Genomic DNA, 24081 nt, shown 5'->3' on the forward strand with positions numbered 1-24081 from the left:
ACCCTCTTTCGGGAGGTCGGTTTCGGGGCACAGTTTCGGTCCTGGCTTTGACCTTCGACCCGGCTCGAAGGTTTAGTGTCGGGCGCGTGCGTATCTCTGAGCTGTCCCGTCGCTCCGGCGTGCCGGCGACCGCCCTTCGGTTCTACGAGTCGGTGGGGCTCATCGTGGCCGCGCGCGCGGCGAACGGATACCGCGACTACGACGAGAGCGCCGTCGACCGGCTGACTTTCTTGCATGGGGCGAAACAGCTCGACCTGTCACTGCCCGAGATCGTCGAGTTGCTCGACGTGGTGGAGGCGGAGAGTTGCACTCAGGTTCGCGAGACCTTGCGGCCGAAGCTGGATGAGCGTCTGCGTGACGTCGACGAGCGGCTGGCGGTTCTGATGAAGCTTCGAGAGCGGCTGGTGGAGGCGACGGACCGGGTAACGACTTGTCCCGACAGCGGCGATCGCTGCCGGACAGAATGTGTGCTCGCGCGACCGGGCGCCTCATGTGTCACGGACCCGCTGACAGGCGGAGGGGACCGGTGAGGCTCGGCCCACTCGTCGAGTGGTGGGATCGCCGGCAGATCGCGCTCTACGTCGTTGCGATCGGGGTCGGTGCGACCCTCGGACTGGCAGCGCCACAGGTCGCGCCCGCTTTGGAGCATTCCATCGAGCCGGTGCTGATGTTGCTATTGTTCGCGACGTTCCTCGGTGTCCCCCTCATCGAGATCGGGCGGGCGCTTCGAGATATCCGCTTTCTCGGGACGGTCTTGGCCGCCAACTTCGTCGTCGTGCCTGTGCTCGCGTGGGGGCTATCTCGATTCGTAGCGGATGACCGGGGGCTGCTGCTGGGGGTGTTGTTCGTTCTGCTGACGCCGTGCATCGACTACGTGATCGTGTTCACCGGTTTGGCCGGCGGAGCTCGCGCGCGTCTGCTGGCCGCCGCGCCACTGCTGATGCTCGTCCAGATCGTTCTGCTGCCGGTGTTCTTGTTCTTGTTCGCCGGGGGCGATGTGCTCGCCGTGATCGACGTGGGGCCGTTCGTCGAGGCATTCCTGCTGCTGATCGTCCTCCCCCTTGCGGCCGCAGCGATCGTGCAGGCGGTCGCGCGACGACACCGCATCGGTCGCGCGTTAGAACAGGTGATGGCGGGTGCGATGGTCCCGCTGATGATGGTGACGCTGGCGGTGGTCGTCGGATCGCAGATCGCCGCGGTCGGCTCCCAGGCGCTGACGCTGCTGCGAGTGGTGCCGCTCTACATAGCATTCGTCGTAGTCGCTGTCGCGGCAGGCCTCCTCACTGCTCGATTCGCGCAGCTCGACGTTCCCCCCACTCGTGCCGTGATGTTCTCGGCGGCCACCCGGAACTCCCTTGTCGTGCTGCCACTCGCGCTAGCCCTGCCTGCCTCGTTGAGCATCGCGCCGCTTGCCGTCGTCACTCAGACGTTGGTGGAACTCGTCGCGATGGTCGTGCTCGTACGCTTGGTGCCCCGCATTGCTCGGCAGAGCGCTCCTACAGTGACGACCGACTGACCAGTACCGGCCCGGACGGCTCGATCAGTCTTGGAGAGCGGCCTCGAATCGCACGCGCTCCTCAGTTGTCGGGTCGGCGGCGAAGTCGCGGAACAGTGCCGCGTGTGACTCTTGTGCTTCGCCCCACTGTTCCTGTGTCTCGAACAGCCGGTGGTACATGTCTTCGAACTGGCCCTGCTGCGCGGCCGCTTCGGCGGCGACGGCCAGTCTGGCGACCTTGGTCATGACAGAACGTCGATGAGACGGAGGACTACGCCCGACTCGATCAGGATGTACAGGCCGAGCCCGATGAAAACGGCGGGCACGAGCCAATGCTCGATCTTCTCCAATGCCTCTGTGACGGTCTTGTTGGTGCCGACGAAGCGCGCGACGAGGCACCACACGGCGACGAGCACCAAGAAGACGATGATGGTGACGATGGTGTCCGGAACGGGGTTGGTGCGGAAGACCGGCGTGTAGAGGGAGATGTTGTCGGCGCCGTTGGCGATCGTGATGCCGGCGACTCCGAACAGTCCTCCTGCGCTGATCGCGCTGTCGTCGTCATCGTCGCCCCGGCGCCGGAGGGTTCGGATCAGGCCATAGACACCAATTGCGAGTGGGATCAGGCCCAAGAACCCGACCCATTCGTCCGGGACGATGGTGAGGCCGGCGGCGGCGATGACGCTGATCGCTACGAGAGCGATGAAGCCGAGGTATTGCCCTGCAACGACTTTCCATCCTGGAAGGGAGCCGCGCGTCGACGCGAGAAACAGCACCGTGAGGACAACGATGTCGTCGATGTTCGTGGCCGCGAACAGTCCGATGGCGGCCGCGATGGTTCCGATCATCGGGCATCACGCCCGTAGGTCTGGCACAGATCGACCTTGTAGCCGGTCGTGGCGAGGAGTCGCTCGGCGGCTTCCAGGATGTCGATGACTTCCGGAGTGGAAACGGAGTAAAAGTTCTGTCGACCTTCACTGCGGGCGACGACAAGTCCGCATTCGCGGAGGCATCCCACGTGCTCCGACACGGTTGACTGCGCCAACCCGAGCTCGTCGGTGAGGTCCCTCACCCGAGCCTCGCCCATCGACAGTCGCCGCAGTATCGACAAGCGACTGCGATCGGCAAGCGAGTGGAACAGCGATACAGCGGCGGTCATCTCAGTGGTCATCGTCACTCACCGATCATATCGGAGTTCGTTGATGAGATCTAAGCGTCCGGAAACGATCGTTCTTGGCATACCGTGCGCCGGTCGTTCGGAAGCGCTACCAGAAACGTGAGTCGATACCTGGGTTCCCGGTGATCCCGGAGTTCTCCCACATGCGCCGAGCCCGGTTCGAAGATGGCCGTCAACGGATCTTCCGCCGCGCATACAACTACGACATCCCACCTGGAAACGGGTCCGTGTCCGACTCGGGCCTGATTTTCGTGTCCTTCCAAGCCGACGTCGACACCCAGTTCACTCCGCTGCAGAAACGCCTCGACGAACTCGACCTCCTCAACGAGTGGACCGTCCCGATCGGTTCTGCGGTCTTCGCCATCCCACCTGGCTGCGCCGAAGGCGGATACATCGGGGACACACTTTTGAACTGAACCGGCAAACGCCGGGACGAAAAGCTGCCGCATCGCTTCTGAGGTGCAGGCAGGTGGGGCGTCACCTTTCCCTCCCGACGTCCCACGGTCGCCAGAGGTGGTGGTGCGCCGAAGGTGACCGGCCCGGGTGAGCGCGCACGGAAGTGCCGCCCACCCGGGCCACTCACACTCCGTCTTCTGTGGGTCTCACCCAGATGCTGCGTCCGACTCTTCGCCACGATCGAGTCTGCTGAGCTCGATGTTTCATCGGGTGTTCACTCACGAGCCAGCCCACGGCCCGACACGGCAGGTTTTCTGTATTGGTCCACGCGTCCCGTCCCATGCGGCGCGTTTTACTCGAGAGGCTTCCCCCGCATGAAATCGTTCATTCGCCGACGGCGCGTCATCGCTGCGTTGGGCGCCACTGTGACCATGGTTGGCTTCGTCTCGATGAGCGCGTTGCCCGCCTCAGCGATGGCTGATGACCTTACTGAGAACGGCGGAGCCACCCGCAACGACGGCGACATGACCCAGTTGCTGCGGGACTCCATTGTTGACGGCCCCGCAAAGAACGTCATCCTGCTCATCGGCGACGGGATGGGCGACAGCGAGATCACGATTGCCCGTAACTACGCTGAGGGCGCTGCAGGTGAGTTCGCTGGTATCGACGCTCTGCCGTTGACCGGCCAGTACACGACCTACGCCCTGACGGATACGGGTGCGCCGAACTATGCGCCCGAGTCGGCCTCGACCGCGAGTGCGTGGTCTACCGGCACCAAGACCGTCAACGGCCGCCTCAGCGTCGACGTCGCCAACGCGCCGCAGGCCACTCTCCTGGAGATCGCTCGCGCGAACGGAATGAAGACAGGGAACGTCTCCACCTCGGAGATCCAGGACGCCACCCCCGGCGCCCAGGTCGCGCACATCTCCGCGCGTGGTTGCTACGGTCCCAACGAGACCAGCCAGCGCTGCGCTTCCGAGGCGTTGGAGAACGGCGGCCTCGGGTCCATCAGCGAGCAGATGCTCAACGTGCGTCCCGACGTGACGCTCGGCGGCGGTTCGGCTTCCTTCGAGCAGACCGCCAAGGCCGGCCCGTGGGAGGGAAAGACCCTTTTCGAGCAGGCGGAAGCCCGCGGTTTCCAGCTAGTCGGTGACGCCGCGAGCCTCGATGCGGTCACCGTCGCCGATGCGGATCAGCCCCTGCTGGGACTCTTCACCGAAGGTAACTTCCCCGTCCGCTGGCAGGGTCCCGTGGCGACCGACCTCACCTCGGGTGGTTCCCTGCCCGCCGCAGTGGCCTGCACGGAGAACCCCGACCGTCTCGCGAGCGACCTCTCGCTCGGATCGCTGACGGAGAAGGCAATCTCCCTGCTGGACGGCGAGGACGGATTCTTCCTCCAGGTTGAGGGCGCGAGCATCGATAAGCAGGACCACGCCGCCAACGCGTGTGGGCAGATCGGCGAGACGGTCGACCTTGACGAAGCAGTGCAGGTCGCTCTCGCCTTCGCCCAGGAGCGCAAGGACACCCTCGTCGTCGTCACGGCAGACCACGCACACACCAGCCAGATCGTCGGCTCGCCGATTCCCGGCCTGAACACGCACCTGCTCACAGCAGATGGCCAGGAGATGATCGTCGCGTACGGCACCTCCGCCCAGGGCGGATCGCAGCAGCACACCGGAGCGCAGGTGCGGATCGCCGGCTACGGCCCCGGCGCTGCGAATGTGGTGGGGCTGACCGATCAAACCGACCTGTTCTTCACGGCGGCAAACGGCCTGGCCCTCGAGCGCAATCTTGCGTCGCTGTCGGCCAACGCCACGATCTCCGCGCCGGCAGAGGTGCAGCCGGGTGCCACCTTCTCGGTCACCGCGGCTGGGCTCAACGCGGACTGGCAGACCGACGCCACCTTGGCGTCTGAGCCTGTCGACCTTGGCGCGCGGGATGTTCTCAACGGCACCGTGACCTACGAAGTCACCGCGCCGATGGAGGCGGGTGCTCACTCCGTGACCCTCACCGGCGCCCAGACCGGGACGGTTCTTACCGCGCAGTTCGCCGTCACGGACGCCGCGCCGGCGAACCCGACGCCGGAGCCGCTGCCCACCGAGACCGGTGCCGCAGCAGCCGGTGGCAGCAGCAACACCAACAACCCCCTGGCCCGCACGGGCGGGGCGCTCCCGATCGGCTTCTTCGTCGCCGGCCTCCTGGCTGTCACCCTGGGTGCTCACCTGGCATCCCGCCGTCGCCGCCGCACGGTCTGATCCCTTCGCGATGCCGGGAACCTCATTGGGAGGTTCCCGGCATCGTCGTATCCGGGTGTGTGCCCCCGGCTGCGCCCCGGATCTTGTCCGCGATCTGGAGCTCTCCCGCACCAACGTCTCCAACCGCCTCCGCCGCCGTCGTTCGCACGCGCCGCTTCCGGCGCATACACCGCAACTGACATTCACGCGCGCGGGTAAGCTGTAAGAGATGGTCTCCTCGGCCCGGACTCCGCGATCCGTGATGCTGAGTGAGCGTCTGCTGATAATGCGTTTCATTACCAGTGTCGGTTTGGCATTGCTTCTGATGATGGGGATCGCGGCGGCTAGCCATCTTGAAGGTAAAGGAACCGCGCCGGTTCCCCTAGTGATCAGTGCTTTGGTGGATCCGCACATCGACCCCGCCGCGCCGGACTCGGAGGTCTCGGTGATTGCCGAGGTAACGCTCCAACCTGACGCGCTGGCAGGAGTCGCTCTGTGTGTTCTGGGCGTACTGTGTGGCCTCGTCTTTTTGGTGCTGGCGAGGTTGATGTGGCGCTCCCGTCCTCCTTCTGTGCCTGAGTGGCAGCCGCTTCACGCTTTGTCGCTTCTTGCTTCTCCTGCTCGCCCGCGTGTGAGCGCTCTGTCTCTTCCTCAGTTGGGTCTTTCCCGAACCTGAAATCCGGCACGCCGCCTGTCTGGGCGGCGCTCGTCCCGGGCTGTGCCCGGGTTCTGTCCTGTGCCGTGTGAAGTGTTCGGAGTACCCGATGAAAACCCCTGTCAAAGCGACGTTGATCGCCGTCGCGGTCGCCGCCCTGCTGGTGCTAGCCGCAATCATCTATGCCCTCGTCAACCGGAGTCCGGCCGCACCGCCGGAGGGAGGCGCCGGCCCGGGGACCCTGTCAGTGGTCCGGGAGAGCTCCCACGTCCTCGACGACGGCGGCCCGGAGGCGGTGACCGTGGTGGAATTTCTCGACTTCGAGTGCGAGGCGTGTGGCGCGTTCTACCCGATCGTCGAAGACCTGAGGGGACAGTACGCGGGGGAAATCACATACGTGGTCCGCTACTTCCCGCTGCCCGGGCACTTCAACTCGAAGAACGCGGCGATCGCGGCAGAGGCCGCTGCAGGTCAGGACCGTTTCGAGGACATGTATCACCGGCTTTTCGAGACGCAGGCGGAGTGGGGCGAGGCACAAGAGTCCCGCGCTGATCTGTTCCGCAGCTTCGCCGAAGAACTCGGGCTGGATATGGCAGCGTATGATGCCGCGGTCGCAGACCCGGCCACGGCAGAGCGAGTGGAGCTGGACTTCAACGAGGGCCGCGCGCTCGGGGTGGGCAGCACGCCAACTTTCTTCGTCGACGGCGAGTTGCAGGAGCTGCAGGAGTGGGGTGACCTGGAAGCCGCGATCCAGGCCGCGGTGAACGGCGAATCCTGATGCCCGCGGGGTTGTCGCACCGGCGAGTGATCATCGTCGGCGCCGGGCAGGCCGGTCTTGCCGTGGCCGCCGCGTTAAGCGCGAAAGGGCTGCGGCCGCAACACGAGTTCGTGGTAATTGACGCTGCGCCGGAAGGTCAGCGTTCGTGGGGGTCCCGGTGGCATTCGATGATGCTGCTCAGCGATGCCCGGCACAGCAGCTTGCCGACGCGGCGATTGCCGGGGGATCAGCGGCGGCATCCCCGGGTCGACGAGATGGTCGACTACCTCAGGTTCGTCGAGGCGGGGCTTCGCGTGGAGACGGTCTGGGGCATCCGTGCGGTCGGCGTGGAGCATCGCGGCAACGGGTCCACGTTGCTGCTGGCCACCACGGCGGGGGAGGTGCAGACCCGCAACGTGGTGTGCGCGACCGGCGCCGCTGCGCATCCGCGGGTGCCGAAGTGGGCGTCAGGACTGACCGTTCCCGGTGTCGTGTTGCACAGCAGCGACTACCTGTACCCGCGGCAGATTCCCACGAGTGATGTGCTGATCGTCGGCGGCGGCAACAGCGGGGTGCAGCTGGCCCGGGAGCTCTCCGCGTCGCACAGAGTGACGCTTGCAGTCCGGAAACCCCGCCGTCTCCGGCCGACTGCCGGGTACACGGCAGCGGCGGGGGAGAGCGTGTCATGGCTGTCGCGTGAGCGGCGCGCCGAGCCGGTATTCGGCGATAGCTACGAGCAGCTGCGCCGCGCCGGGGTGACCCTTCGCCCGGCGGTCACCGCCGCGGCCGGGACGACGGTGAGCTTCTCGGATAGCAGCCAGGCCCAGCCCGGTTCGGTGATCCTCGCCACCGGCTACCTGCCCGGCGACGGGTGGCTCCCGGATGCGGCGCGCAAGGACACATCCAGGCGCACCCTGACCGGGATGCCGGGACTGTTCGTCGCGGGCATGCCGCAGTACGGCGGCCGCGGCGCCGACACCATCGCCGGTGTCTGGCGGGACGCCACCACAATTGCTCACCACATCATCCACCGCCCCTGAAGGAGCACCGTCCATGAAGAGAACACGCACACCCTGGTCTCGCAGAACCGCTTCTCCCGTTATCGCCGGTCTGACGGCGCTGCTCGCGGCCAGCGGACTGCTGCTGGCCAGCGCGGTCCCCGCCGCCGCGCACGACAATCTGATCTCCTCCACTCCCGAATCCGGCTCGACGGTCGGCATCTCCCCGGCGGAGGTCTCCCTCGCTTTCAGCGGAGAGCTGCTTACCGCGACCAGCGCCGTGGTGATCGAGGTGACCTCCCCGGACGGGCGGAACATCGCTGAGGGTGAACCGGTCGTCGACGGAACCACCGTCACCCAGGCGCTGGAACCCGAGACCTCTGCGGGCGTGTTCACCGTGCTGTGGCGGGTGGTCTCCAGCGACGGGCACCCGATCAGCGACCAGTACACGTACACGGTGGAAGCCGCCACCATCCCTACCAGTACCCCGAACCCCATGGCAACGACGGAGCAGGCCGCCGGACCGTCTCCGACCGCCACCATCGCCGGCACGGCCGGGTCGGATGTGCACACGGGCCCCTCCGGCGGTGGGGAATTCCTGCCAGTCGTGGCTGTGATCGGCGGAGTGGTCGTCTTCGGGGGTGCGCTGGTGGTCGTGCTGATGGTGGGAAGGGAACGTCGCCGCCGCGACCGGGCTGCTGCTGCGGCGGCCGGGGCAACGGGGAACCCAAATGAGACGGGGCAGGCACCCGAACGCCCCATCGACACGTGAACCTGGGCCGGGGCCGAGCCCCTGCATCCGAAGGAGAACATCATGAAATGCCCCGTCGACGCCACCGACCTGCTCATCACCGATCCGGCGTGGAGATCGAATACCGCCCGCAGTGTCATGGCGGCTGCTGCACTGCGGGAAGCTCGACAAGTTCATACACCCGGAGCTTCACCCCCGGACGAGGCCAGGACGATTACGGCAGGGAGCGGGATCAGCATGGCCGCACGAGCCGCCGCAAGCGGGAGGGATTCGTCGGTGAGTTCTTCGGCTTCTGACACGGCACCCCCGAGAAGACCCGCCCAGGCCCGCCGGTTCGCGGTCGCTAGCGTCACCGCGGGCGTGGTGGTGCTGATTGACCAGGCCAGCAAAGCGGCGGCCCTGTCCGAGCTGAGCGAGACCGATCGCATCCCGCTGTTGGGCGACGTGTTGGGGCTGCAATTGGCCTTCAACCCAGGCGCGATTCTCGGCCTAGGGTCAGGAGCCACCTGGCTGCTCACCCTGCTCGGCGTGGCCGCGACCGTGGTGCTGTTCATCGCTGCGTTGCGAGCCCGCACCGAATGGTGGGCCGCCGGCATCGGGTTCATCCTGGGCGGCGCACTCGGGAACGTGATCGACCGGATGCTCGCCCCGCCGGGCTTCGGACGCGGATACGTGACCGACTTCCTCGCCTATGGGAATTGGTTCATCGGCAACCTCGCCGACGTCGCCCTCGGAATCGGAGTGCTGATCCTGGCAATCGGGGTCTGGGGCAGCCACCGCGCCACCACCCGTAGCGACGCCAGCGCGCACCTGGGATCGAACTCATCGGTGGGTGGGCTGTGACCGACAACAAGCGGATGCCGTCCCTGTACCAGCGCAACGCTCTCGCACCAAGCCTGCTCGCAGCAGCGGTGCTATTCCTCGCACCGCTGCTGCAGGGCGGTGACTGGTACCTGGTGCCGCTGTTCGTGGCAGCGATCCTCGCTGTCATTGTCGGCTGGTTCGCGATCCAGGCGCGGCAGTGGTGGTGGGCGCCGGTATTCGCGTCGATCGCGGTGCTGTGGAACCCGGTATTCCCGTTCCCGTTCAACGGGCCGGTCTGGACCGCCGCGCAACCGGTCGCCGCGATCGTGTTCCTGGTCGCCGGGGCGATGATCAAGGTCAGACGCGCATGAGACGCCCCACGCCGTTCATCGCTGCGCTGCTGCTAACAGCCGTCGCGCTCACCGGCTGCACCAGCAACGACACCCTGGCCGAGCAGTACCGGGACGGGAACGAGAAGGGCTACATCGCCGGCGATTTCCAGGTCGTCGAGATCCCGACCGCCGACCGGGGTGAGCGGGTGGTGTTCGAGGGCGTCACCGAGACCGGGGAGACGGTGTCCAGCGACGACTACCGGGGCGGGGTGCTGGTGGTGAACTTCTGGTACGCCGCGTGCGGACCATGCATCGTCGAGGCGCCCCTGCTCGAGGAAGTGTGGCAGGAGTACCAGGATCAGGGCGTCGCGTTCCTGGGCGTGAACACCTACGACCAGCCCGCCACCGCCCTGTCGTTCGCGCGGGACAACAACGTCACCTACCCGAGTGTGATCGACGTCAACGACGGGCGCGTCAAGCTTGCGTTCGCGCAGGTCACCCCCATCCAAGCCACCCCCACCACCCTCGTGCTCGACCGGGACGGGCGGGTTGCGGCACGGGTCATCGGGCAGCTGGCCAGCGCGTCCATCCTGTCCACTCTCGTTGACGACGCCCTGGCGGAGTCCTCATGAACCCCGGTTCGGTGGTCGTGGACGGCGCGCTATGGGTGGCGCTCCCTCTCGCCGTGCTCGCCGGGCTGGTCTCGTTCGTCTCCCCGTGTGTGCTGCCGCTGGTTCCCGGCTACCTTGGCTACCTTGGCGGCGCCGCCAGCGCCCACAGCCCCACATCGACGTCGGCCGCTGGAGCGAGCACCACGGCGGGGGAGCGGAGGCGGCTGCTGGTGGGGGTGGCGTTGTTCATCGGCGGGTTCACGGTGGTGTTCGTCACCGTCACGATCCTCGGCGGCACGTTCGGGTTTCTGCTGCTGCAGTACGCGAACATCCTCACTCGCATCTTCGGGATCGTGATCATCCTGCTCGGGTTGGTGTTCATCGGGTTCTTCGGTATCTCCCAGCGCACCCTCCGCCCCCGCATCCGGGGTCGCGCCGGCCTGATCGGCGCGCCCCTGCTCGGGTTCGCGCTCGGCGTCGGCTGGACCCCCTGCATCGGCCCCACGCTTGCGGCGATCCTGTCGATGTCGTGGAACCTCGGCGACCCCGCCCGCGCCGGGCTGCTCGGCCTGGCGTACTCGCTCGGATTAGGCATCCCGTTCCTGCTGCTCGCCCTCGGCTGGGGGTGGGCGTCCCGCACGGTCGGGTTTCTCCGCCGCCACATCCGCGCCCTGAACATCATCGGCGGCAGCCTGCTCGTCCTCCTCGGACTCCTCATGGTGACCGGGTTATGGACGGCGCTGATGTCCGCCCTGCAACAGGTGGTGATCAATGTCCCCCTCCCGCTCTGACACCACCAGGGAGAACCCGATCGACCCGCTTCGTCCCGGAGACCACGCGGACTCCGACGGCCCCAAGATCATCCAGCCCGCGCTCGGTCTGGCGGGGTGGCTGCGGTGGGCGTGGCGGCAACTGACCAGCATGCGCACCGCCATCGTCCTGCTGCTGTTCCTCGCGATCGCCGCCGTCCCTGGCTCGCTGTTCCCGCAGCGCAGCGCCGACCCCAACGGTGTAATCCAGTGGGAACGCGACAACCCTGACGTCTTCGCCCTCGCGGACGCGGTCGGCCTGTTCGACGTGTACCTGTCGCCGTGGTTCTCCGCGATCTACCTCCTGCTGTTCACCTCCCTCATCGGCTGCGTCATCCCCCGCGCCCGCCACCACTACAAGGCGCTCCGCTCCCAGCCCCCGCGTACCCCCGCCCGCCTGTCCCGCCTCTCCGACTACCAGGAGGCGACCCTTCCCGCTGGCCAGGCTTCCGACCCTGTCGAACAGGCGATCGGGGTGGCTCAGCGGCAGCTGCGCCGGGCCGGCTACCGGGTGCAGCGGTACGACGGCCGCGGCTGGGTGTCGGTGTCGGCCGAACGCGGCTACCTCCGCGAGACCGGCAACCTGCTCTTCCACGTCGCCCTGGTCGGTGTGCTCGTCTCCGTCGCGGTCGGCGGGTCGTTCGCATACACCGGGCAGCGAGTCGTGGTGGAGGGCACCACGTTCGTCAACGCGCTCAGCGACTACTCCTCATTCAACCCCGGCCGATTCATCGACGGCACGGGCCTTGCCCCCTACTCACTCACCCTCGATGACTTCCAGGTCTCCTACCGACTGCCCGGCACCCCCGGCGCGGGGCAGGCCGGCGACTTCGCCGCCGATGTCACGATCCGCCAGCCCGGACAAGACGACCAGGCGCAGAGCGTGGTGGTGAATTATCCGATCACCGTCCAAGGCGACCGCATCTATCTGCTCGGCAACGGGTATGCCCCCACCCTCACCGTCCGTGACGCGGCGGGGGAGGTGGTGTTCAGCGAGTCGCAGCCGTTTCTGCCGCAGGACTCCAACATGACCTCGCTGGGGATCATCAAGATCCCGGACGGGCTGCCCGGGCAGCTCGGCCTGGTCGGGTTCTTCTACCCCACCCAAGGGGTGCTGCCCTCCGGGGCGTTCACCTCGATCTACCCCGACGTCATTAACCCAGTGATCACCTTCAACGTGTTCAGCGGGGACCTCGGCATCGACGACGGCACACCCCGGTCGGTGTACACGCTCGATGTCAACGGGCTCACCCAGCACACCGGCGGCGACACCGGCCTCGACTCCCTGGAACTGACCCTCGGCGACACGGTGGACCTGCCGAATGGATGGGGAACGGTCACGTGGGAGATCGCAGGCGACACCGATCCGGTGAAGCGGTTCGCGTCGCTGCAGATCCAGCGCGACCCCAGCAGCGGCTGGGTGCTCGCGTTCTCGATCCTCGCCACCCTCGGGCTGTTTGCCGGCCTGTTCGTGCCGCGCCGCCGGCTCTGGGTGAAGGCCCGGCTCAGCACGGAGGGTGTGCAGGTCGAGTACGCCGGACTTGCCCGCGGTGAGGATCCTGCCCTCTCCCGAGCCGTCACCGACTTCGCCGCGCAGCACGCGACCGCCTACGCGGTCGAGACCGCGGAGGGGGAGCGGTGAACGAGTGGATTCCTGACACTCCGCCGACCCTGCTCGGGTTCCTGACACCCGTGCCGCTGCCGTTCCCGGTCCTACCCACTCTCGCCGCGCTCCTGGCCGCCGGGTACCTGATCGGCGCGATCCGGCTGTGGACGCGGGGGCGTCGCTGGCCCGTGTGGCGCACCGTCAGTTTCCTGCTGGGGTGCCTCCTCCTGGCGGCGGTCACCGGGCTCGGAGTCGAAGCGTACGGGTATGCGCTGCTGTCGGTGTTCATGTTCCAGCAACTCTCCCTGATGATGGCGATCCCGCCGCTGCTCGTACTCGGTTCCCCCGGCACCCTGCTGCTGCGCGCCGCTCCGCACCACGGCGCCGGCCGGTTCGTCCTCCGCGCAGCCCACGCCGGCCTGCGCAGCCGGGCCGCGCGGTGGGCACTGAGCCCCTGGGTAGCGCTGCCGCTGTATCTGCTTGCGTTCTACGGGCTCTACCTCGCCGACTTCGCCGACCGCATCCTCGCCACCCCCCAAGGGCACATCACCCTCGAGATCGCGTTCCTGGTAGCGGGGATCCTGTTCACCATCCCGGTGCTCTCCGCCGACCCGCTGCCGGTCCGGCTCAGCCACGGCGGCCGCGCTCTCGACGTGTTCGCCGAAGCCGCGCTACACGCGTTCTTCGGCGTGTTCCTGATGATGGCCACCAGCCTGCTCGTGGACCACTTCGCCGCGCCTACGCTGGCGCTGGGGATTGACCCGATCGAAGACCAGCGGGTCGCGGGCGGGCTCGCCTGGTCCTACGGCGAGGCCCCCACCCTACTGATGCTGATGTTCGTCATGCACCGGTGGTTCCGCGACGACACTGCCCGAGACGCCGCCGCCGCCCGGTACGCCGACACCCACGGCGACCCCGAGTTGGACGCCTACAACACCTACCTCGCCACCCTCCGCCAGAAAGACACCTGACGGATGTCCCCCACCACGCCCCTCCTCACTGTCGCCGCCCCGGCACGTCCGTCGATGGACAACCCCAACTCGAGGCCGCTGCTGCCGTTGTGGGCGGCGACGCCGGTCGCCGCGGCCGCCGGGCTTGCGTTGGATCTCGCGTCGCCGCCGCTGGGGTGGTGGCCGCTCGCTTTCGTCAGCGTCGTCCTCGCCCTTGCCACCCTGATGGGCCGCAGCATCGGCGGCGCGCTGCTGGTGGGCACGATGTTCGGAGTCGTGTTCTACTTCACCCACCTGGTCTGGGTGGGCGAGTTCCTTGGCCCGGTGCCATGGATTGCGCTGGCAGGCCTGGAAGCGGTGCTGTTCGGACTCGGGGCTATCCCGATCACCCTCGCCTACCGGTGGACCGCGCGGTTCCGCGCCCGAGGGCCAGGGCAGCTGGTCGGGATTCCGCTGCTGGTCGCCGGGCTCTGGGCGACTCGCGAGGTCGGGATGGGGGCATGGCCGTACTCGGGATTCCCTTGGGCGCGGCTGGGCATGACCCAAGTCGAGGGGCCCCTGCCGCAACTTGCGTCATGGACTGGTGTCACCGGGCTATCCTTCTTCCTCGCGGCCGTTTGTGCCGCGCTCCTGCAGTGGCTCCGCGCAGGCGGCATTCGCTTTCCGCGCGGTGCCTTCTCGACCGCGGCTGGTGTGCTGCTCCTCGTCGCGGTTCCGCAGTTCCCCACTACGGATGCCGGCACGTTCACCGTCGGATGGGTGCAGGGTAACGGCCCCGCCGGCTACTTCGACGACCGCCTCCCCGGCGACATGCTCGCCGCGCAGACCACCACCACCGAGCCGCTGATGGGGCAGCCGATGGACCTCATTGTGTGGCCCGAGGGCTCCGTCGACTCCGATCCCCTCACAGCTTCCGCCACCGCCGCGGTGCTGGACCGGCTGGTGCGAGACGCGGGTGCGCCGCTGCTCGTGAACGCCGCCACCACACGAGGCGCGGACGTGTTCAACACCTCGCTGCTGTGGTCCGCGGATCCCGCGGACCGGCAATGGCACGACAAGGTCAACCCGGTCCCGTTCGGCGAGTACGTGCCCGACCGGTGGTTCTACGAGCTCCTTGCCCCCGACCTTGTCGGCCTCATCCAACGCGAATACACCCCCGGCACTAACCCGCCCTTGATGAAGGTCGGGAACGTCGGGGTGGGGCTGGCGATCTGCTTCGACGTGATCTACGACACCGTGATTTGGGACAGCGCCCGCGCCGGCGCGCAGCTGTATGTGTTCCAGACCAACAACGCCGACTTCCGCGGCACCGACGAGAACATTCAGCAGCTCGCCTTCGCGCGGATGCGGGCTATCGAGACCGGCCGCACCGTGGTCAATGTCTCCACAGTCGGCACCAGTCAGGTCATCGCACCAGACGGCGCCACCATCGACAGCATCGGCGTGGACATCGCCGCCAACCGGGTCACCACCGTTCCGCTGCGCAGCGGGCTCACCCCGGCCGTCGTGGTGGGCCCGTGGGTCACCGGGACGCTCCCTGTCTCGGTAATTGTCGCTCTGGGCGCGCTTGGCCTCCTACACCGGGGCCGTCTGCGTGGCACGGCGGACCACAGCGACCGGCGGCCGAAGCAGCGACGCGGCCCACAGGCCGCCCGAGCGATCGGAGATCGGGATGCGACATAGACCGGGGCGGCCTGATCGGCAGCCAAGCAACACCGGCAATGCGCTCGGCTGCAATCAGCCCTTCGAGGTGTACATCGACGGCACCGCCGTGGACTTGCTGGTCTAGTTGCAAGTGAACGCAGGCTGACCCTCCACACGACCGGACCGCCCCTGATGATGAAGAGGAAACCCCCGCCATGACCGGACCCGACCCGCTCTCCCTCGACGGTATCTCGCTGCTGCTGGTGTGGACGGCGATCGCCACCTACCTGCTCGCGTTCATCGCATACACCATCGACCTCGCCCAACGCTCCGTCCCCGCCAGAGCGCCTGCGCTGGTCGGCGTGGCCGCGGACTCCGAGGTGGGGGAACCTGTGCCCGTCCCGCCGGGGGATATCCGGGTTCCGCCGTCCCAGCGGTCACGCTTGCTGTGGGCGCGGATTGGGACGGTGCTGACGGTTCTCGCGTTCCTGTTCCACCTGGCCGGCACCATCCTGCGGGGAGTTTCCGCACAACGCGTGCCGTGGGCGAACATGTACGAGTTCGCGTTGACCGGCACGGTCCTGATCGTCGCCGTTTATCTCGTCGTCCTGCGCCGCTATGACCTCCGCTTCTTGGGCGCATTCCTGATCGGCATGGTGGTGCTGCTGCTGGGCGGGGCGACGATCACGTTCTACGTCGAGGTCGTCCCGTTGATGGATCCGCTCAAGAGTGTCTGGCTGGTCATCCACGTGTTCGTCGCGTCGCTGGCCACCGCGCTGTTCGCGATTGCCTGCGGCCTCGCCGTCACCCAGTTGCTGCAGGCCCGCCGGGAGCGCCGCACCACTGTGGCGTCCCGAGAGGACGCACGTGCGGCCGGCCCCCGGTTCCTGGCGACTCTGCCCACTGCGGAGGTACTTGAGTCCCTCGCGTATCGGTTCGTGATCGTCGGATTCGTGTTCTGGACCTTCACGCTGATCGCCGGCGCGATCTGGGCAAACGATTCCTGGGGACGCTATTGGGGGTTCGACACCAAGGAGGTGTGGACCTTTGTGATCTGGGTGCTCTACGCCGGGTATATCCACGCTCGCGCGACCCGGGGCTGGCGCGGCACCCGTTCGGCCTGGCTGTCCATAATCGGGTTCGTCACGGTGCTGTTCAACTTCACCATCGTCAACATGTTCTTCAAGGGACTCCACGCCTACTCCGGCCTGAGCTGACCCCCGTCCACCCCGCAAGAGCCGAAAGCCCGCCGTGACCCCGACAGCCACCCGTACCACCGACCAGGACGTGATCGTCCTCGGGTTGAGTCCGCGCGCCCTCCGCGCTGCGGGCCCCACGGTCCTGGCCGTGACCGCGCTGGTCGCACTAATTGCGGGGTTGGCGTTCGGCGGGGGCGCGGCAGGGCTTCAGCTGGGCGATGCTGGCCCCGTCGTGCGGTGGGGCCTGCCGGTCGCGAAACTAATTGTGAACCTCGCCGCGGCAGGCATGGTCGGTGTGCTCGTGACGGCCCTGTTCACTCTGCGGGCCGGGGAGCGGGAGATCGACGTCGCCCTAGACACTGCCTCGATCGCTGCCGCCGTGTTCACCGTGGCCTCCGGAGCGACGGGGTTCCTCACCTTCGTCAATGTGTTCAACCCCGCGCTGGACGCCGGACCGGTGTTCGGCGCGCAGATCGGCCGGTTCCTCGTTGAGACCGAGGTGGGCCGCACCTGGCTCATCACTACGGTCGCCGGCGCCTCGCTGACCGTGTTGACGTTCGCGGTGCGGTCCTGGCCGGGCACCCTCCTCGTAACCGTTTTCGCGGTCGCCGCTCTGGTGCCGATGGGCACGCAGGGGCACTCCGGCGACGATGCGTTCCACCATGAGGCAATGACAGCGCTCATCCTGCACGTCATCGGCGCCGCGGTGTGGCTCGGAGGGTTGCTGCTGCTCGTCATGGTTCGTCCTGTGCTCACACGGGTCCGCCTCGCCGATGTCGTGGCCCGCTATTCGAGCATCGCGCTGGCCGCGTTCGTGCTCGTGGCTGTGTCCGGCACCGTGCGCGCCGCGATCGGCCTGCGGGAGTGGACCGCGATGATGTCGCCCTACGGTGTGATCCTCGCCGTGAAAGTGATTGCGCTGGTCGCACTCGGTTTCTTCGGGGTCTGGTATCGCGCCCGCCTGGTCGGAACGATGCGTGACTCTGACCGTGGCAGCCGGTCCTTCTGGACGCTCATCGTGTTCGAGGTGGCGGTGATGGGCATGGCCAGCGGCGCCGCGGCTGCGCTCGCACGCACGCCCCCACCAAACCCCACACCGCTTCCGGCAAATCCGTCCCCAGCGGAACGACTCACTGGCGCCCCGCTGCCCTCCGAGCTCACCGTCGACCGGTGGTTCACCGCGTGGAACATCGACCTGCTCTGGGCGGTCATCGCCGGCTTCGCCGTGTTCTTCTACCTCGCCGGGGTGCGGCGGCTGCGCCGCCGTGGCGATGCGTGGCCGCCATATCGCACGATCATGTGGGTCGCTGGAATGGGCCTGCTGGTGTGGGTCACTGGCGGCGTCGTCAACGTCTACCAGGACTACCTGTTCAGCATGCACATGGTCGGGCACATGCTGCTCACGATGGCGATCCCGGTGCTGTTGGTCGCCGGGGCCCCAGTCACCCTCGCGGCCCGCGCGATTCGCAAGCGCGACGACGGCACACGCGGTGGCCGCGAATGGATCCTCTGGGCTGCGCACTCCCCAGTCGCCCGGATCCTCACCAACCCGTTCGTCGCCGCGGGGCTGTTCATCGGGTCGTTGTGGGTGTTCTACTACACCGACCTGTTCCGCTGGTCGCTCTACGACCACCTCGGGCATCAGTGGATGATCGCGCACTTCCTTATCACCGGGTATCTCTTCGTGCTGTCACTGGTAGGCGTGGACCCGGTGCCGTACCGACTGCCGTATGCAGGCCGGCTGCTGCTGCTGATCGGCATCATGGCAATGCACGCGTTCTTCGGCATCGCGATCATGATGCAGTCGGGACTCATCGTCGCTGAGTGGTTCGGTGCGATGGGCCGCACCTGGGGCGCGAGCCCGCTCGAGGACCAGTACACCGGCGGGGGGATCGCCTGGTCGATCGGAGAGATCCCTACCCTCATCCTCGCGATCACGGTCGCGATCCAGTGGAGCCGTAGCGACGACCGCGAGACGAAGCGCCGCGACCGCCACGCGGACCGCATGGGGGAGACGGAACTGCAGCAGTACAACGCGCATTTGCAACAGCTCGCCGAGCGCGACGCTCGCACGCGCAGGTGACCGCGGCCGCACGACCGTGCCTTTTCCAGACGGCGGGAACGTCCCGTAGCGAAACGATAACCCTTCCCGGTTTCGTGATTCAGAGGCGAGTGACCCCTATAGGCGATATCATCGCCGCATGACGATGAATATGGACGAGGTGATATTGGACGAAGGTGCTACCAGCGTGTATGCGCATTTGTTCGATGCGCTGGGGGACCCCACTCGGCTCGCCGTGCTGCAGCACCTTGCTTCCGGTGAGCATCGGGTGCGTGACTTGGTTGAGCACGTCGGCCTGGCACAGTCCACCGTGAGCAAGCATCTGGGCTTCCTGCTCGAGTGTCGCCTGATCACCGTCCGCCCAGAGGGGCGGTCATCCTGGTACGCCCTGACGGAGCCGAATGCGACGGCCGCGCTGATCAACGCGGCTCAGACCCTGCTGAGCGCCACAGGGACCCACGCCGAACTGCACGCACACCTGCGTCAACCGCACCACCTACACAGCGAGAGAACGGAGCTCCGGTAATGGGCGCTGGACACACTCACGGCCCCGCCCCGGAAGCCGGCCAGCCCGGCGATCACCGCAGGAAGCTGTGGATCGCTTTCGGTATCACCGCAGTCATTGTCGCGGCCCAGGCAGTCGGATCCGTGGTCACCGGCAGCCTCGCGCTTCTCACCGACACTGCGCATGCGATCACTGACGCATCCGGGCTATTGGTCGCCCTCATCGCCGCGACCCTCATGCTGCGTCCGGCCAACGCCAAACGCACCTGGGGCTTTCGGCGCATTGAGGTCATCGCCGCGCTCGGACAAGCAGCCCTGCTGCTGGTCGTCGGAACCTATACGGCCGTCGAAGGCGTTCGACGTCTGTTTGAACCACCGGAGGTCCCTGCCGCCGAGCTGCTAATTTTCGGCATCATCGGTCTCACGGCAAACATCATCGCGATCGTCCTGCTCTCTTCAAGCCGCGGCGTGAACTTCAACATGCGAGCCGCGTTCCTTGAAGTTCTTAACGACGCTCTCGGATCGCTTGGCGTGATCGTGGCGGCGATCGTTATCGCTACCACCGGTTTTCTTCAAGCCGATGCGATCGCCGGGCTGCTGATTGCGGCACTCATCGTTCCCCGGGCATTCAAACTTCTCCGGGAAACCACGAGTGTGCTGATGGAGTTCACCCCGCCCGGCCTAGACCTGGACGACGTCCGCGCGCACATTCTTGAACTCGATCACGTCAAGGACATCCATGACTTGCACGCTTCGACCGTCGCGACGGGGCTTCCCACCATCAGCGCGCACGTGGTAGTCGAAGACCAATGCTTCACTGACGGTCATGCCGCAAACGTACTGCTCGACGTGAAGAAGTGCGTCGCCGAGCACTTCGAAGTGTCCGTGCTGCATTCCACCTTCCAGATCGAAACGGATCACATCCAGGAAGAAGAACAAGCCTCTGTCACTCATGCGTGACGGCGCTAAAGCGGCAACATCACCCGACCTCAACTACCTCAACGCGATGATCAGAGGTAGCAGTACAGCCGCGTTTCAGCGGCGCTCGTTCACGCGGAGCTTCGAATGACCACACAACCTGTACGCGAGCCGTTGTTCGCTGGATTTCTGGCGAGCGTCGGCGTCATCGGCCTTACCGCTTCACTCGCGCTCTCCATAGAGAAGCTCGAGAAGCTGCAGAACCCGAACGCGAGCGTGGGCTGCGACCTGTCCGTTCTGGTGCAGTGTTCTGCAAACCTAGATAGCGCGCAAGGTGCTGTTCTTGGCTTCCCCAATCCCTTCCTGGGGTTGATCGGATTCTCACTCGTGCTTTGTGCTGGTGTAACCCTCTGGGCGGCACCCAACCTCGCCCGCTGGTACTGGGCCGTGTTCAATATCGGTGTCGCAGGCGCCTTCGCATTCGTGCTCTGGCTGATCGGCCAGAGCATCTATGTGCTTGGCACTCTCTGCCCGTGGTGCATGGTCGTTTGGGTCATCACCATTCCGCTATTTGTTTTCACCACGGGTAGGAACGCCCGGACCGGCATCTTCGGTGCTCGAACGGCACGGCTCGGACAGCGACTCTGGCCATGGTTAACACTGATCACCATCGTGGCGTATATGACTATCGCTGCCGTCGCGCAGGTCCGTCTGGACGTTCTAGCTACTCTTCTTTGAGCCGGGGCTTTGGTCCACTCGGCTTTGTCGACAGCCGGCACATGTCCTCGGAACAACCTTGCTGGGCCGGGACCGCGGCGCAGGTGTCTTCACGGCTCAATGGTTGTGGTGCTCGTGCTCATTGTCGTGTTCGTCCTCATGGAGGCTCCAGATCGGTGACGTGGTTGTCGCCGAGGGGGGTCAGACGCGGGCGGGTTCGGGCGTTGCGGCGCGGGCGCGCAGAGCGGCAGGGCGTTGCGCGGCACGCACGCCGTTGAGAATCACAAACACCTCTGCGATCTCGTGCACGAGGACCACGCCGGCCAGCCCGAGCGCACCGAAGAGCGCGAGTGGGAAGAGGACGACGATGATCGCGAGGGCGAGCACGATGTTCGCGGTCATGATTCGGCGGCCGCGACGGGCGTGGGCGAGGGCGCCGGGGATCAAGCGGAGATCGTTCCCGGTGAAGGCGACGTCGGCGGACTCGATCGCAGCAGCCGACCCTTTCAGTCCCATGGCGATCCCGACAGTGGCGGTGGCAAGGGCTGGGGCGTCGTTGATGCCGTCACCGACCATGGCCGTCGGGCGCGCGGTTGCGAGTTGTTCGATGACGGCGGCCTTGTCTGCGGGGAGCTGCTCTGCGCGGACGTCGGCGATGCCCGCCTGTGCGGCGATCGCGCGAGCGGTGCGTTCGTTGTCCCCGGTGAGCATCGTGATCCCGATACCGGCATCCTGCAGCAGTCGCACGGTCTCTGCGGATTCCGGGCGCAGTTCGTCACGGATGCCGATGAGTCCGGCAATCTTGCCGCCCGCTTCAACGACGACCACTGTCATGCCGTCTTCGCCCATCTCATCAGCGGCCGAGCTGAGTGCACCGGGGGCGAGCCACCGCGCGTTCCCGACGCGGACCAGGGTGCCGTCGACGCGGCCGGTGATTCCGTGGCCGGCGTCTTCGACCACGTCCGCGGCCGCAGCTGCACCGGGTGCGGCCGCGGTGATCGCGGCGGCAAGCGGGTGGCTGCTTGTCGCTTCGACTGCTCCCGCCCAGGTCAGCAGCTCGGCCCGTGAAATGCCGGCTGCGGGGCGCACGTCGACGACGGCCGGCTCGTTGCGGGTGAGGGTTCCGGTCTTGTCTAGCGCGACCGCACGGATGGTGCCGAGCTGCTCAAACGCCTCCCCGGACTTGATCACGACGCCGAACTTGGACGCGGAGCCGATAGCGCTGATCACCGTGACCGGCACGGCGATCGCGAGAGCGCAGGGAGATGCGGCGACCAGGACGACGAGTGCACGCTCGATCCAGGTCGCCGGATCTCCCACGATGAACCCGAACACGGCAACGAGGGCCGCGGCGATCAGCACTACGGGGACCAGGGGGCGGGCGATCCGGTCGGCGAGCCGTGCGCGGTCGCCCTTGCGGGCGTGGGCTTGCTCGACGAGGGACACGATCTGGGTGAGCGAGTTGTCGCGCCCATCCGCGGTCGCCTCGATCCGCAGCGTTGATGCACCATTCACCGAGCCGGCCGCGACCGCAGTGCCGGGGCACACGTCGACGGGGATGGACTCTCCCGTGATCGCGGAGGTGTCCAGGCTCGATCGGCCTTCGACGACAACACCATCGGTCGCGACACGCTCACCCGCCCCGACGACGAGGATGTCGAGTTCACGGACGTCCGCGGCCGGGATCGTCGTGTCGCCAGCGAGACGCGAGACACGCACGGTCTCGGGAATCAGGGACAGCAGCGCACGCAAACCCTCTTTCGCCTGATCCATCGCCCGGTCCTCGAGAGCTTCCGCCAGCGAGAACAGGAACGCCAAAGTCGCAGCCTCACCAACGTGGCCGAGGAGTACCGCACCGATCGCGGCGATGGTCATCAGCAGCCCGACACCAAGCCGTCCCCGGATCAGCCGGCGGAACGCACCGGGGACGAACGTATAGGCTCCGGCCAGCAGAGCAGCCCATTGCAGCACGAGGGCGAGGAGCTCGATACCCGCCCACTCGAGCGCGTAGCCAGCAATCAGGAATAGTCCGGAGAGTACGGAGGGGAGCAGGGCGACATCGCGCCACCACGGCGGACGCACCTCGTGCTCATCGTCACCCCTGCTGCCCTTCGAAGGCAGGGCCGGACCGCAGCACGCGTCGCCTTCCTCGTGAGCCTGGGTCGGGACGGTGTTGTGTACCGGCTCGGGAGCACAGCACGCGCCTCCCGCAGCACGGGGACGTGTCAGCTCGATGCGCTGAATGGTGCGGGTCTTGCGGGGCTCGTCCGGGCCACAGCACTCTTCACTCATGCGCAGCACTCACACTTCTCATCGGTGCACGGAACGCCCTTATCGACCGCGACGACCGCTTCCAGCATGTGCCGCAGGCCCACGGTGAGATGCGGGTCTGCGATCTCGTATCGCGTACGACGCCCTTCCGGCGTCGCAACAACCAAACCGCACCCCCGCAGACACGTCAGATGGTTGGAGACATTTGAACGCGTCAGATCGAGGTCACGCGAGAGTTCCGCTGGGTAGCCGGGCGCGTCCAAGAGCGCCAAAAGGATCCGCGAGCGAGAAGGATCCGCCATCGCGCGACCCAGACGGTTCATCACATCGAGACGAGAAGCAACAGTCAGCACCAGATGAATATACAGCGAACGCTGACCAGTAACATAGATCTACCAGGCTGCCGAAAACGATCGTTTCTGGTGGGCTCGTCGGCGTCGATGAGCAGCTGCGCGACACGCCGAGGATCGATCCGCCAAAACCCCCTGCCGAAACCGTTTCGCGCCGGAACCCTGGCGGTACCGTTTTCGGCATGGCACATGAAGTCGGGTACGCCCGGGTCTCGAAGCGGGAGCAGAACCCGGATGCTCAGTCCGCCGAGCTCCGCGCCGCCGGCTGCGAACGTGTCTTCGTCGACCATGGCGAATCGAGCCGCGTCACCGATCGGCCGCAGTGGCTGGCATGTCTCGACTACCTGAGGCCGGGGGACACCCTCAAGGTCCGCCGGCTCGATCGTCTCGCCGGCAGTGAGCGCATCCTGATTGAGACGCTGCAGGATCTCGACGCGCGCCAGGTGAACATCGTGAGTCTCACCGAGCCGATGATCGACACGACGTCGCCTATGGGTCGTGCGCTGTTCGGGATCGTGGCCGTGTTCGCGCAGCTGCGCGTGGACACGATCCGGGACAACACTCAGCGAGGTCTCGAGTACGCCCGCAGCCAGGGACGTGTCGGCGGCCGCCCGAGCGTGATGACTCCAGAGCGAATCGCGGCGGCTCGACAGTTACGCGCCGAGCATCACAGCTGGGAGAGTATCGGACGGGTCCTCGGGGTAGGGTCGTCGAGCGTTCGACGCGCTCTATCTCCCCGCGACTGAGCAAGCGTGAGTGCCGCCTGCAGACTTCCCAGCGCTAGCGGTCGCGGGCACCCGTGACCGCCTGGTAGAAAAGCAGAACCCCGGCCGTGTGATCT

General features: G+C 66.7%; 24 protein-coding genes and 2 pseudogenes. 21 read left to right on the plus strand and 5 right to left on the minus strand.

The window, feature by feature from the left end; all coding sequences use genetic code 11:
• Positions 1-86: 86 nt before the first annotated feature.
• Both P6897_RS00375 and P6897_RS00380 read left to right on the plus strand, forming a co-directional pair.
• Positions 87-530 (plus strand): MerR family transcriptional regulator, encoded by a 444-nt coding sequence (locus P6897_RS00375; RefSeq protein WP_210006398.1) that lies wholly within the window; start codon positions 87-89, stop codon positions 528-530.
• Positions 527-1516, plus strand: a complete 990-nt coding sequence (locus P6897_RS00380) for a bile acid:sodium symporter (RefSeq protein WP_269268769.1) — start codon at positions 527-529, stop codon at positions 1514-1516. Before P6897_RS00375 ends, P6897_RS00380 begins: the two co-directional genes overlap by 4 nt.
• Positions 1517-1594: 78 nt before the next feature.
• Here the strand turns inward: P6897_RS00380 and P6897_RS00385 are convergent.
• The 3 genes and pseudogenes from P6897_RS00385 to P6897_RS00395 form a co-directional block, all read right to left on the minus strand.
• Positions 1595-1720 (minus strand): annotated as a pseudogene (locus P6897_RS00385) (disulfide bond formation protein DsbA); the annotation flags it as partial.
• A gap of 17 nt (positions 1721-1737) precedes the next feature.
• Positions 1738-2343: a cadmium resistance transporter gene (locus P6897_RS00390; RefSeq protein WP_114587653.1), complete on the minus strand. Its 606-nt coding sequence runs from the start codon at positions 2341-2343 to the stop codon at positions 1738-1740.
• On the minus strand, positions 2340-2666 hold the full coding sequence (locus tag P6897_RS00395; protein ID WP_210007729.1) for a metalloregulator ArsR/SmtB family transcription factor: 327 nt from the start codon (positions 2664-2666) through the stop codon (positions 2340-2342). Before P6897_RS00395 ends, P6897_RS00390 begins: the two co-directional genes overlap by 4 nt.
• Positions 2667-2770: 104 nt before the next feature.
• On the opposite strand from P6897_RS00395, the pseudogene P6897_RS00400 reads away from it, so the two are divergent.
• The 18 genes and pseudogenes from P6897_RS00400 to P6897_RS00485 form a co-directional block, all read left to right on the plus strand.
• Positions 2771-3088: pseudogene (locus tag P6897_RS00400) on the plus strand (peroxidase); the annotation flags it as partial.
• 354 nt (positions 3089-3442) lie between these two features.
• Positions 3443-5323, plus strand: a complete 1881-nt coding sequence (gene phoA / locus P6897_RS00405; protein ID WP_269268770.1) for an alkaline phosphatase — start codon at positions 3443-3445, stop codon at positions 5321-5323.
• A gap of 208 nt (positions 5324-5531) precedes the next feature.
• Positions 5532-5978 (plus strand): hypothetical protein, encoded by a 447-nt coding sequence (locus P6897_RS00410; RefSeq protein WP_162815388.1) that lies wholly within the window; start codon positions 5532-5534, stop codon positions 5976-5978.
• 88 nt (positions 5979-6066) lie between these two features.
• A complete protein-coding gene (locus P6897_RS00415) occupies positions 6067-6735 on the plus strand; it encodes a thioredoxin domain-containing protein (RefSeq protein WP_114587702.1) in 669 nt (222 codons plus the stop codon).
• Positions 6736-6761: 26 nt separating this feature from the next.
• Entirely contained in the window at positions 6762-7754 is a 993-nt protein-coding gene (locus P6897_RS00420; protein ID WP_269268771.1) for an NAD(P)-binding domain-containing protein, read from the plus strand.
• Between the two features lie 13 nt (positions 7755-7767).
• Complete coding sequence (locus P6897_RS00425) at positions 7768-8484, plus strand: copper resistance CopC family protein (protein ID WP_269268772.1); 717 nt, start codon at positions 7768-7770, stop codon at positions 8482-8484.
• A 339-nt stretch (positions 8485-8823) separates the two neighbouring features.
• Positions 8824-9306: a signal peptidase II gene (locus P6897_RS00430; protein ID WP_269268773.1), complete on the plus strand. Its 483-nt coding sequence runs from the start codon at positions 8824-8826 to the stop codon at positions 9304-9306.
• Positions 9303-9638: a DUF6804 family protein gene (locus P6897_RS00435; protein WP_269268774.1), complete on the plus strand. Its 336-nt coding sequence runs from the start codon at positions 9303-9305 to the stop codon at positions 9636-9638. The genes P6897_RS00430 and P6897_RS00435 overlap by 4 nt, the downstream gene beginning before the upstream one ends.
• Positions 9635-10231, plus strand: coding sequence for a TlpA disulfide reductase family protein (locus tag P6897_RS00440; protein WP_269268775.1), 597 nt, complete (start codon positions 9635-9637; stop codon positions 10229-10231). Before P6897_RS00435 ends, P6897_RS00440 begins: the two co-directional genes overlap by 4 nt.
• A complete protein-coding gene (locus P6897_RS00445; protein WP_114587698.1) occupies positions 10228-11001 on the plus strand; it encodes a cytochrome c biogenesis CcdA family protein in 774 nt (257 codons plus the stop codon). The genes P6897_RS00440 and P6897_RS00445 overlap by 4 nt, the downstream gene beginning before the upstream one ends.
• Positions 10982-12661, plus strand: coding sequence for a cytochrome c biogenesis protein ResB (locus tag P6897_RS00450; RefSeq protein ID WP_282501777.1), 1680 nt, complete (start codon positions 10982-10984; stop codon positions 12659-12661). The genes P6897_RS00445 and P6897_RS00450 overlap by 20 nt, the downstream gene beginning before the upstream one ends.
• A complete protein-coding gene (locus tag P6897_RS00455; protein ID WP_269268776.1) occupies positions 12658-13596 on the plus strand; it encodes a cytochrome c oxidase assembly protein in 939 nt (312 codons plus the stop codon). Before P6897_RS00450 ends, P6897_RS00455 begins: the two co-directional genes overlap by 4 nt.
• Before the next feature lie 54 nt (positions 13597-13650).
• Complete coding sequence (lnt, locus tag P6897_RS00460; protein WP_269268796.1) at positions 13651-15258, plus strand: apolipoprotein N-acyltransferase; 1608 nt, start codon at positions 13651-13653, stop codon at positions 15256-15258.
• Positions 15259-15434: 176 nt separating this feature from the next.
• Complete coding sequence (gene ccsB / locus P6897_RS00465; RefSeq protein WP_114587696.1) at positions 15435-16436, plus strand: c-type cytochrome biogenesis protein CcsB; 1002 nt, start codon at positions 15435-15437, stop codon at positions 16434-16436.
• Between the two features lie 85 nt (positions 16437-16521).
• Positions 16522-18501, plus strand: a complete 1980-nt coding sequence (locus tag P6897_RS00470; RefSeq protein WP_282502618.1) for a cytochrome c oxidase assembly protein — start codon at positions 16522-16524, stop codon at positions 18499-18501.
• 118 nt (positions 18502-18619) lie between these two features.
• Entirely contained in the window at positions 18620-19006 is a 387-nt protein-coding gene (locus P6897_RS00475) for a metalloregulator ArsR/SmtB family transcription factor (RefSeq protein ID WP_210006400.1), read from the plus strand.
• Positions 19006-19944 (plus strand): cation diffusion facilitator family transporter, encoded by a 939-nt coding sequence (locus P6897_RS00480; RefSeq protein ID WP_114587694.1) that lies wholly within the window; start codon positions 19006-19008, stop codon positions 19942-19944. Before P6897_RS00475 ends, P6897_RS00480 begins: the two co-directional genes overlap by 1 nt.
• A 105-nt stretch (positions 19945-20049) precedes the next feature.
• Positions 20050-20640 (plus strand): vitamin K epoxide reductase family protein, encoded by a 591-nt coding sequence (locus P6897_RS00485; protein ID WP_114587693.1) that lies wholly within the window; start codon positions 20050-20052, stop codon positions 20638-20640.
• 180 nt (positions 20641-20820) lie between these two features.
• Here the strand turns inward: P6897_RS00485 and P6897_RS00490 are convergent, their stop codons facing one another.
• Both P6897_RS00490 and P6897_RS00495 read right to left on the minus strand, forming a co-directional pair.
• The gene (locus P6897_RS00490; protein WP_269268777.1) at positions 20821-22701 is read right to left on the minus strand and encodes a cation-translocating P-type ATPase; all 1881 of its coding nucleotides are present in this window, start codon (positions 22699-22701) and stop codon (positions 20821-20823) included.
• 206 nt (positions 22702-22907) lie between these two features.
• Entirely contained in the window at positions 22908-23243 is a 336-nt protein-coding gene (locus P6897_RS00495) for a metalloregulator ArsR/SmtB family transcription factor (RefSeq protein ID WP_269268778.1), read from the minus strand.
• Positions 23244-23422: 179 nt separating this feature from the next.
• Between P6897_RS00495 and P6897_RS00500 the strand changes: the two genes are divergently transcribed.
• Positions 23423-23986: a recombinase family protein gene (locus tag P6897_RS00500; protein WP_282501778.1), complete on the plus strand. Its 564-nt coding sequence runs from the start codon at positions 23423-23425 to the stop codon at positions 23984-23986.
• The last annotated feature ends 95 nt before the right edge of the window (positions 23987-24081 follow it).

The organism is Microbacterium sp. BDGP8, from assembly GCF_029991045.1.
In the GTDB taxonomy this organism is placed as follows: domain Bacteria; phylum Actinomycetota; class Actinomycetes; order Actinomycetales; family Microbacteriaceae; genus Microbacterium; species Microbacterium plantarum.

Coding starts and splice junctions, on each gene's coding strand:
- P6897_RS00445 (WP_114587698.1), top strand. CDS start 10,228: ATGAACCCCGGTTCGGTGGTCGTGGACGGCGCGCTATGGGTGGCGCTC.
- P6897_RS00440 (WP_269268775.1), top strand. CDS start 9,635: ATGAGACGCCCCACGCCGTTCATCGCTGCGCTGCTGCTAACAGCCGTC.
- P6897_RS00395 (WP_210007729.1), bottom strand. CDS start 2,666: ATGACCACTGAGATGACCGCCGCTGTATCGCTGTTCCACTCGCTTGCC.
- lnt (WP_269268796.1), top strand. CDS start 13,651: ATGGACAACCCCAACTCGAGGCCGCTGCTGCCGTTGTGGGCGGCGACG.
- P6897_RS00425 (WP_269268772.1), top strand. CDS start 7,768: ATGAAGAGAACACGCACACCCTGGTCTCGCAGAACCGCTTCTCCCGTT.
- P6897_RS00450 (WP_282501777.1), top strand. CDS start 10,982: ATGTCCCCCTCCCGCTCTGACACCACCAGGGAGAACCCGATCGACCCG.
- P6897_RS00480 (WP_114587694.1), top strand. CDS start 19,006: ATGGGCGCTGGACACACTCACGGCCCCGCCCCGGAAGCCGGCCAGCCC.
- P6897_RS00500 (WP_282501778.1), top strand. CDS start 23,423: ATGGCACATGAAGTCGGGTACGCCCGGGTCTCGAAGCGGGAGCAGAAC.
- P6897_RS00415 (WP_114587702.1), top strand. CDS start 6,067: ATGAAAACCCCTGTCAAAGCGACGTTGATCGCCGTCGCGGTCGCCGCC.
- P6897_RS00485 (WP_114587693.1), top strand. CDS start 20,050: ATGACCACACAACCTGTACGCGAGCCGTTGTTCGCTGGATTTCTGGCG.
- P6897_RS00475 (WP_210006400.1), top strand. CDS start 18,620: ATGACGATGAATATGGACGAGGTGATATTGGACGAAGGTGCTACCAGC.
- ccsB (WP_114587696.1), top strand. CDS start 15,435: ATGACCGGACCCGACCCGCTCTCCCTCGACGGTATCTCGCTGCTGCTG.
- phoA (WP_269268770.1), top strand. CDS start 3,443: ATGAAATCGTTCATTCGCCGACGGCGCGTCATCGCTGCGTTGGGCGCC.
- P6897_RS00390 (WP_114587653.1), bottom strand. CDS start 2,343: ATGATCGGAACCATCGCGGCCGCCATCGGACTGTTCGCGGCCACGAAC.
- P6897_RS00410 (WP_162815388.1), top strand. CDS start 5,532: ATGGTCTCCTCGGCCCGGACTCCGCGATCCGTGATGCTGAGTGAGCGT.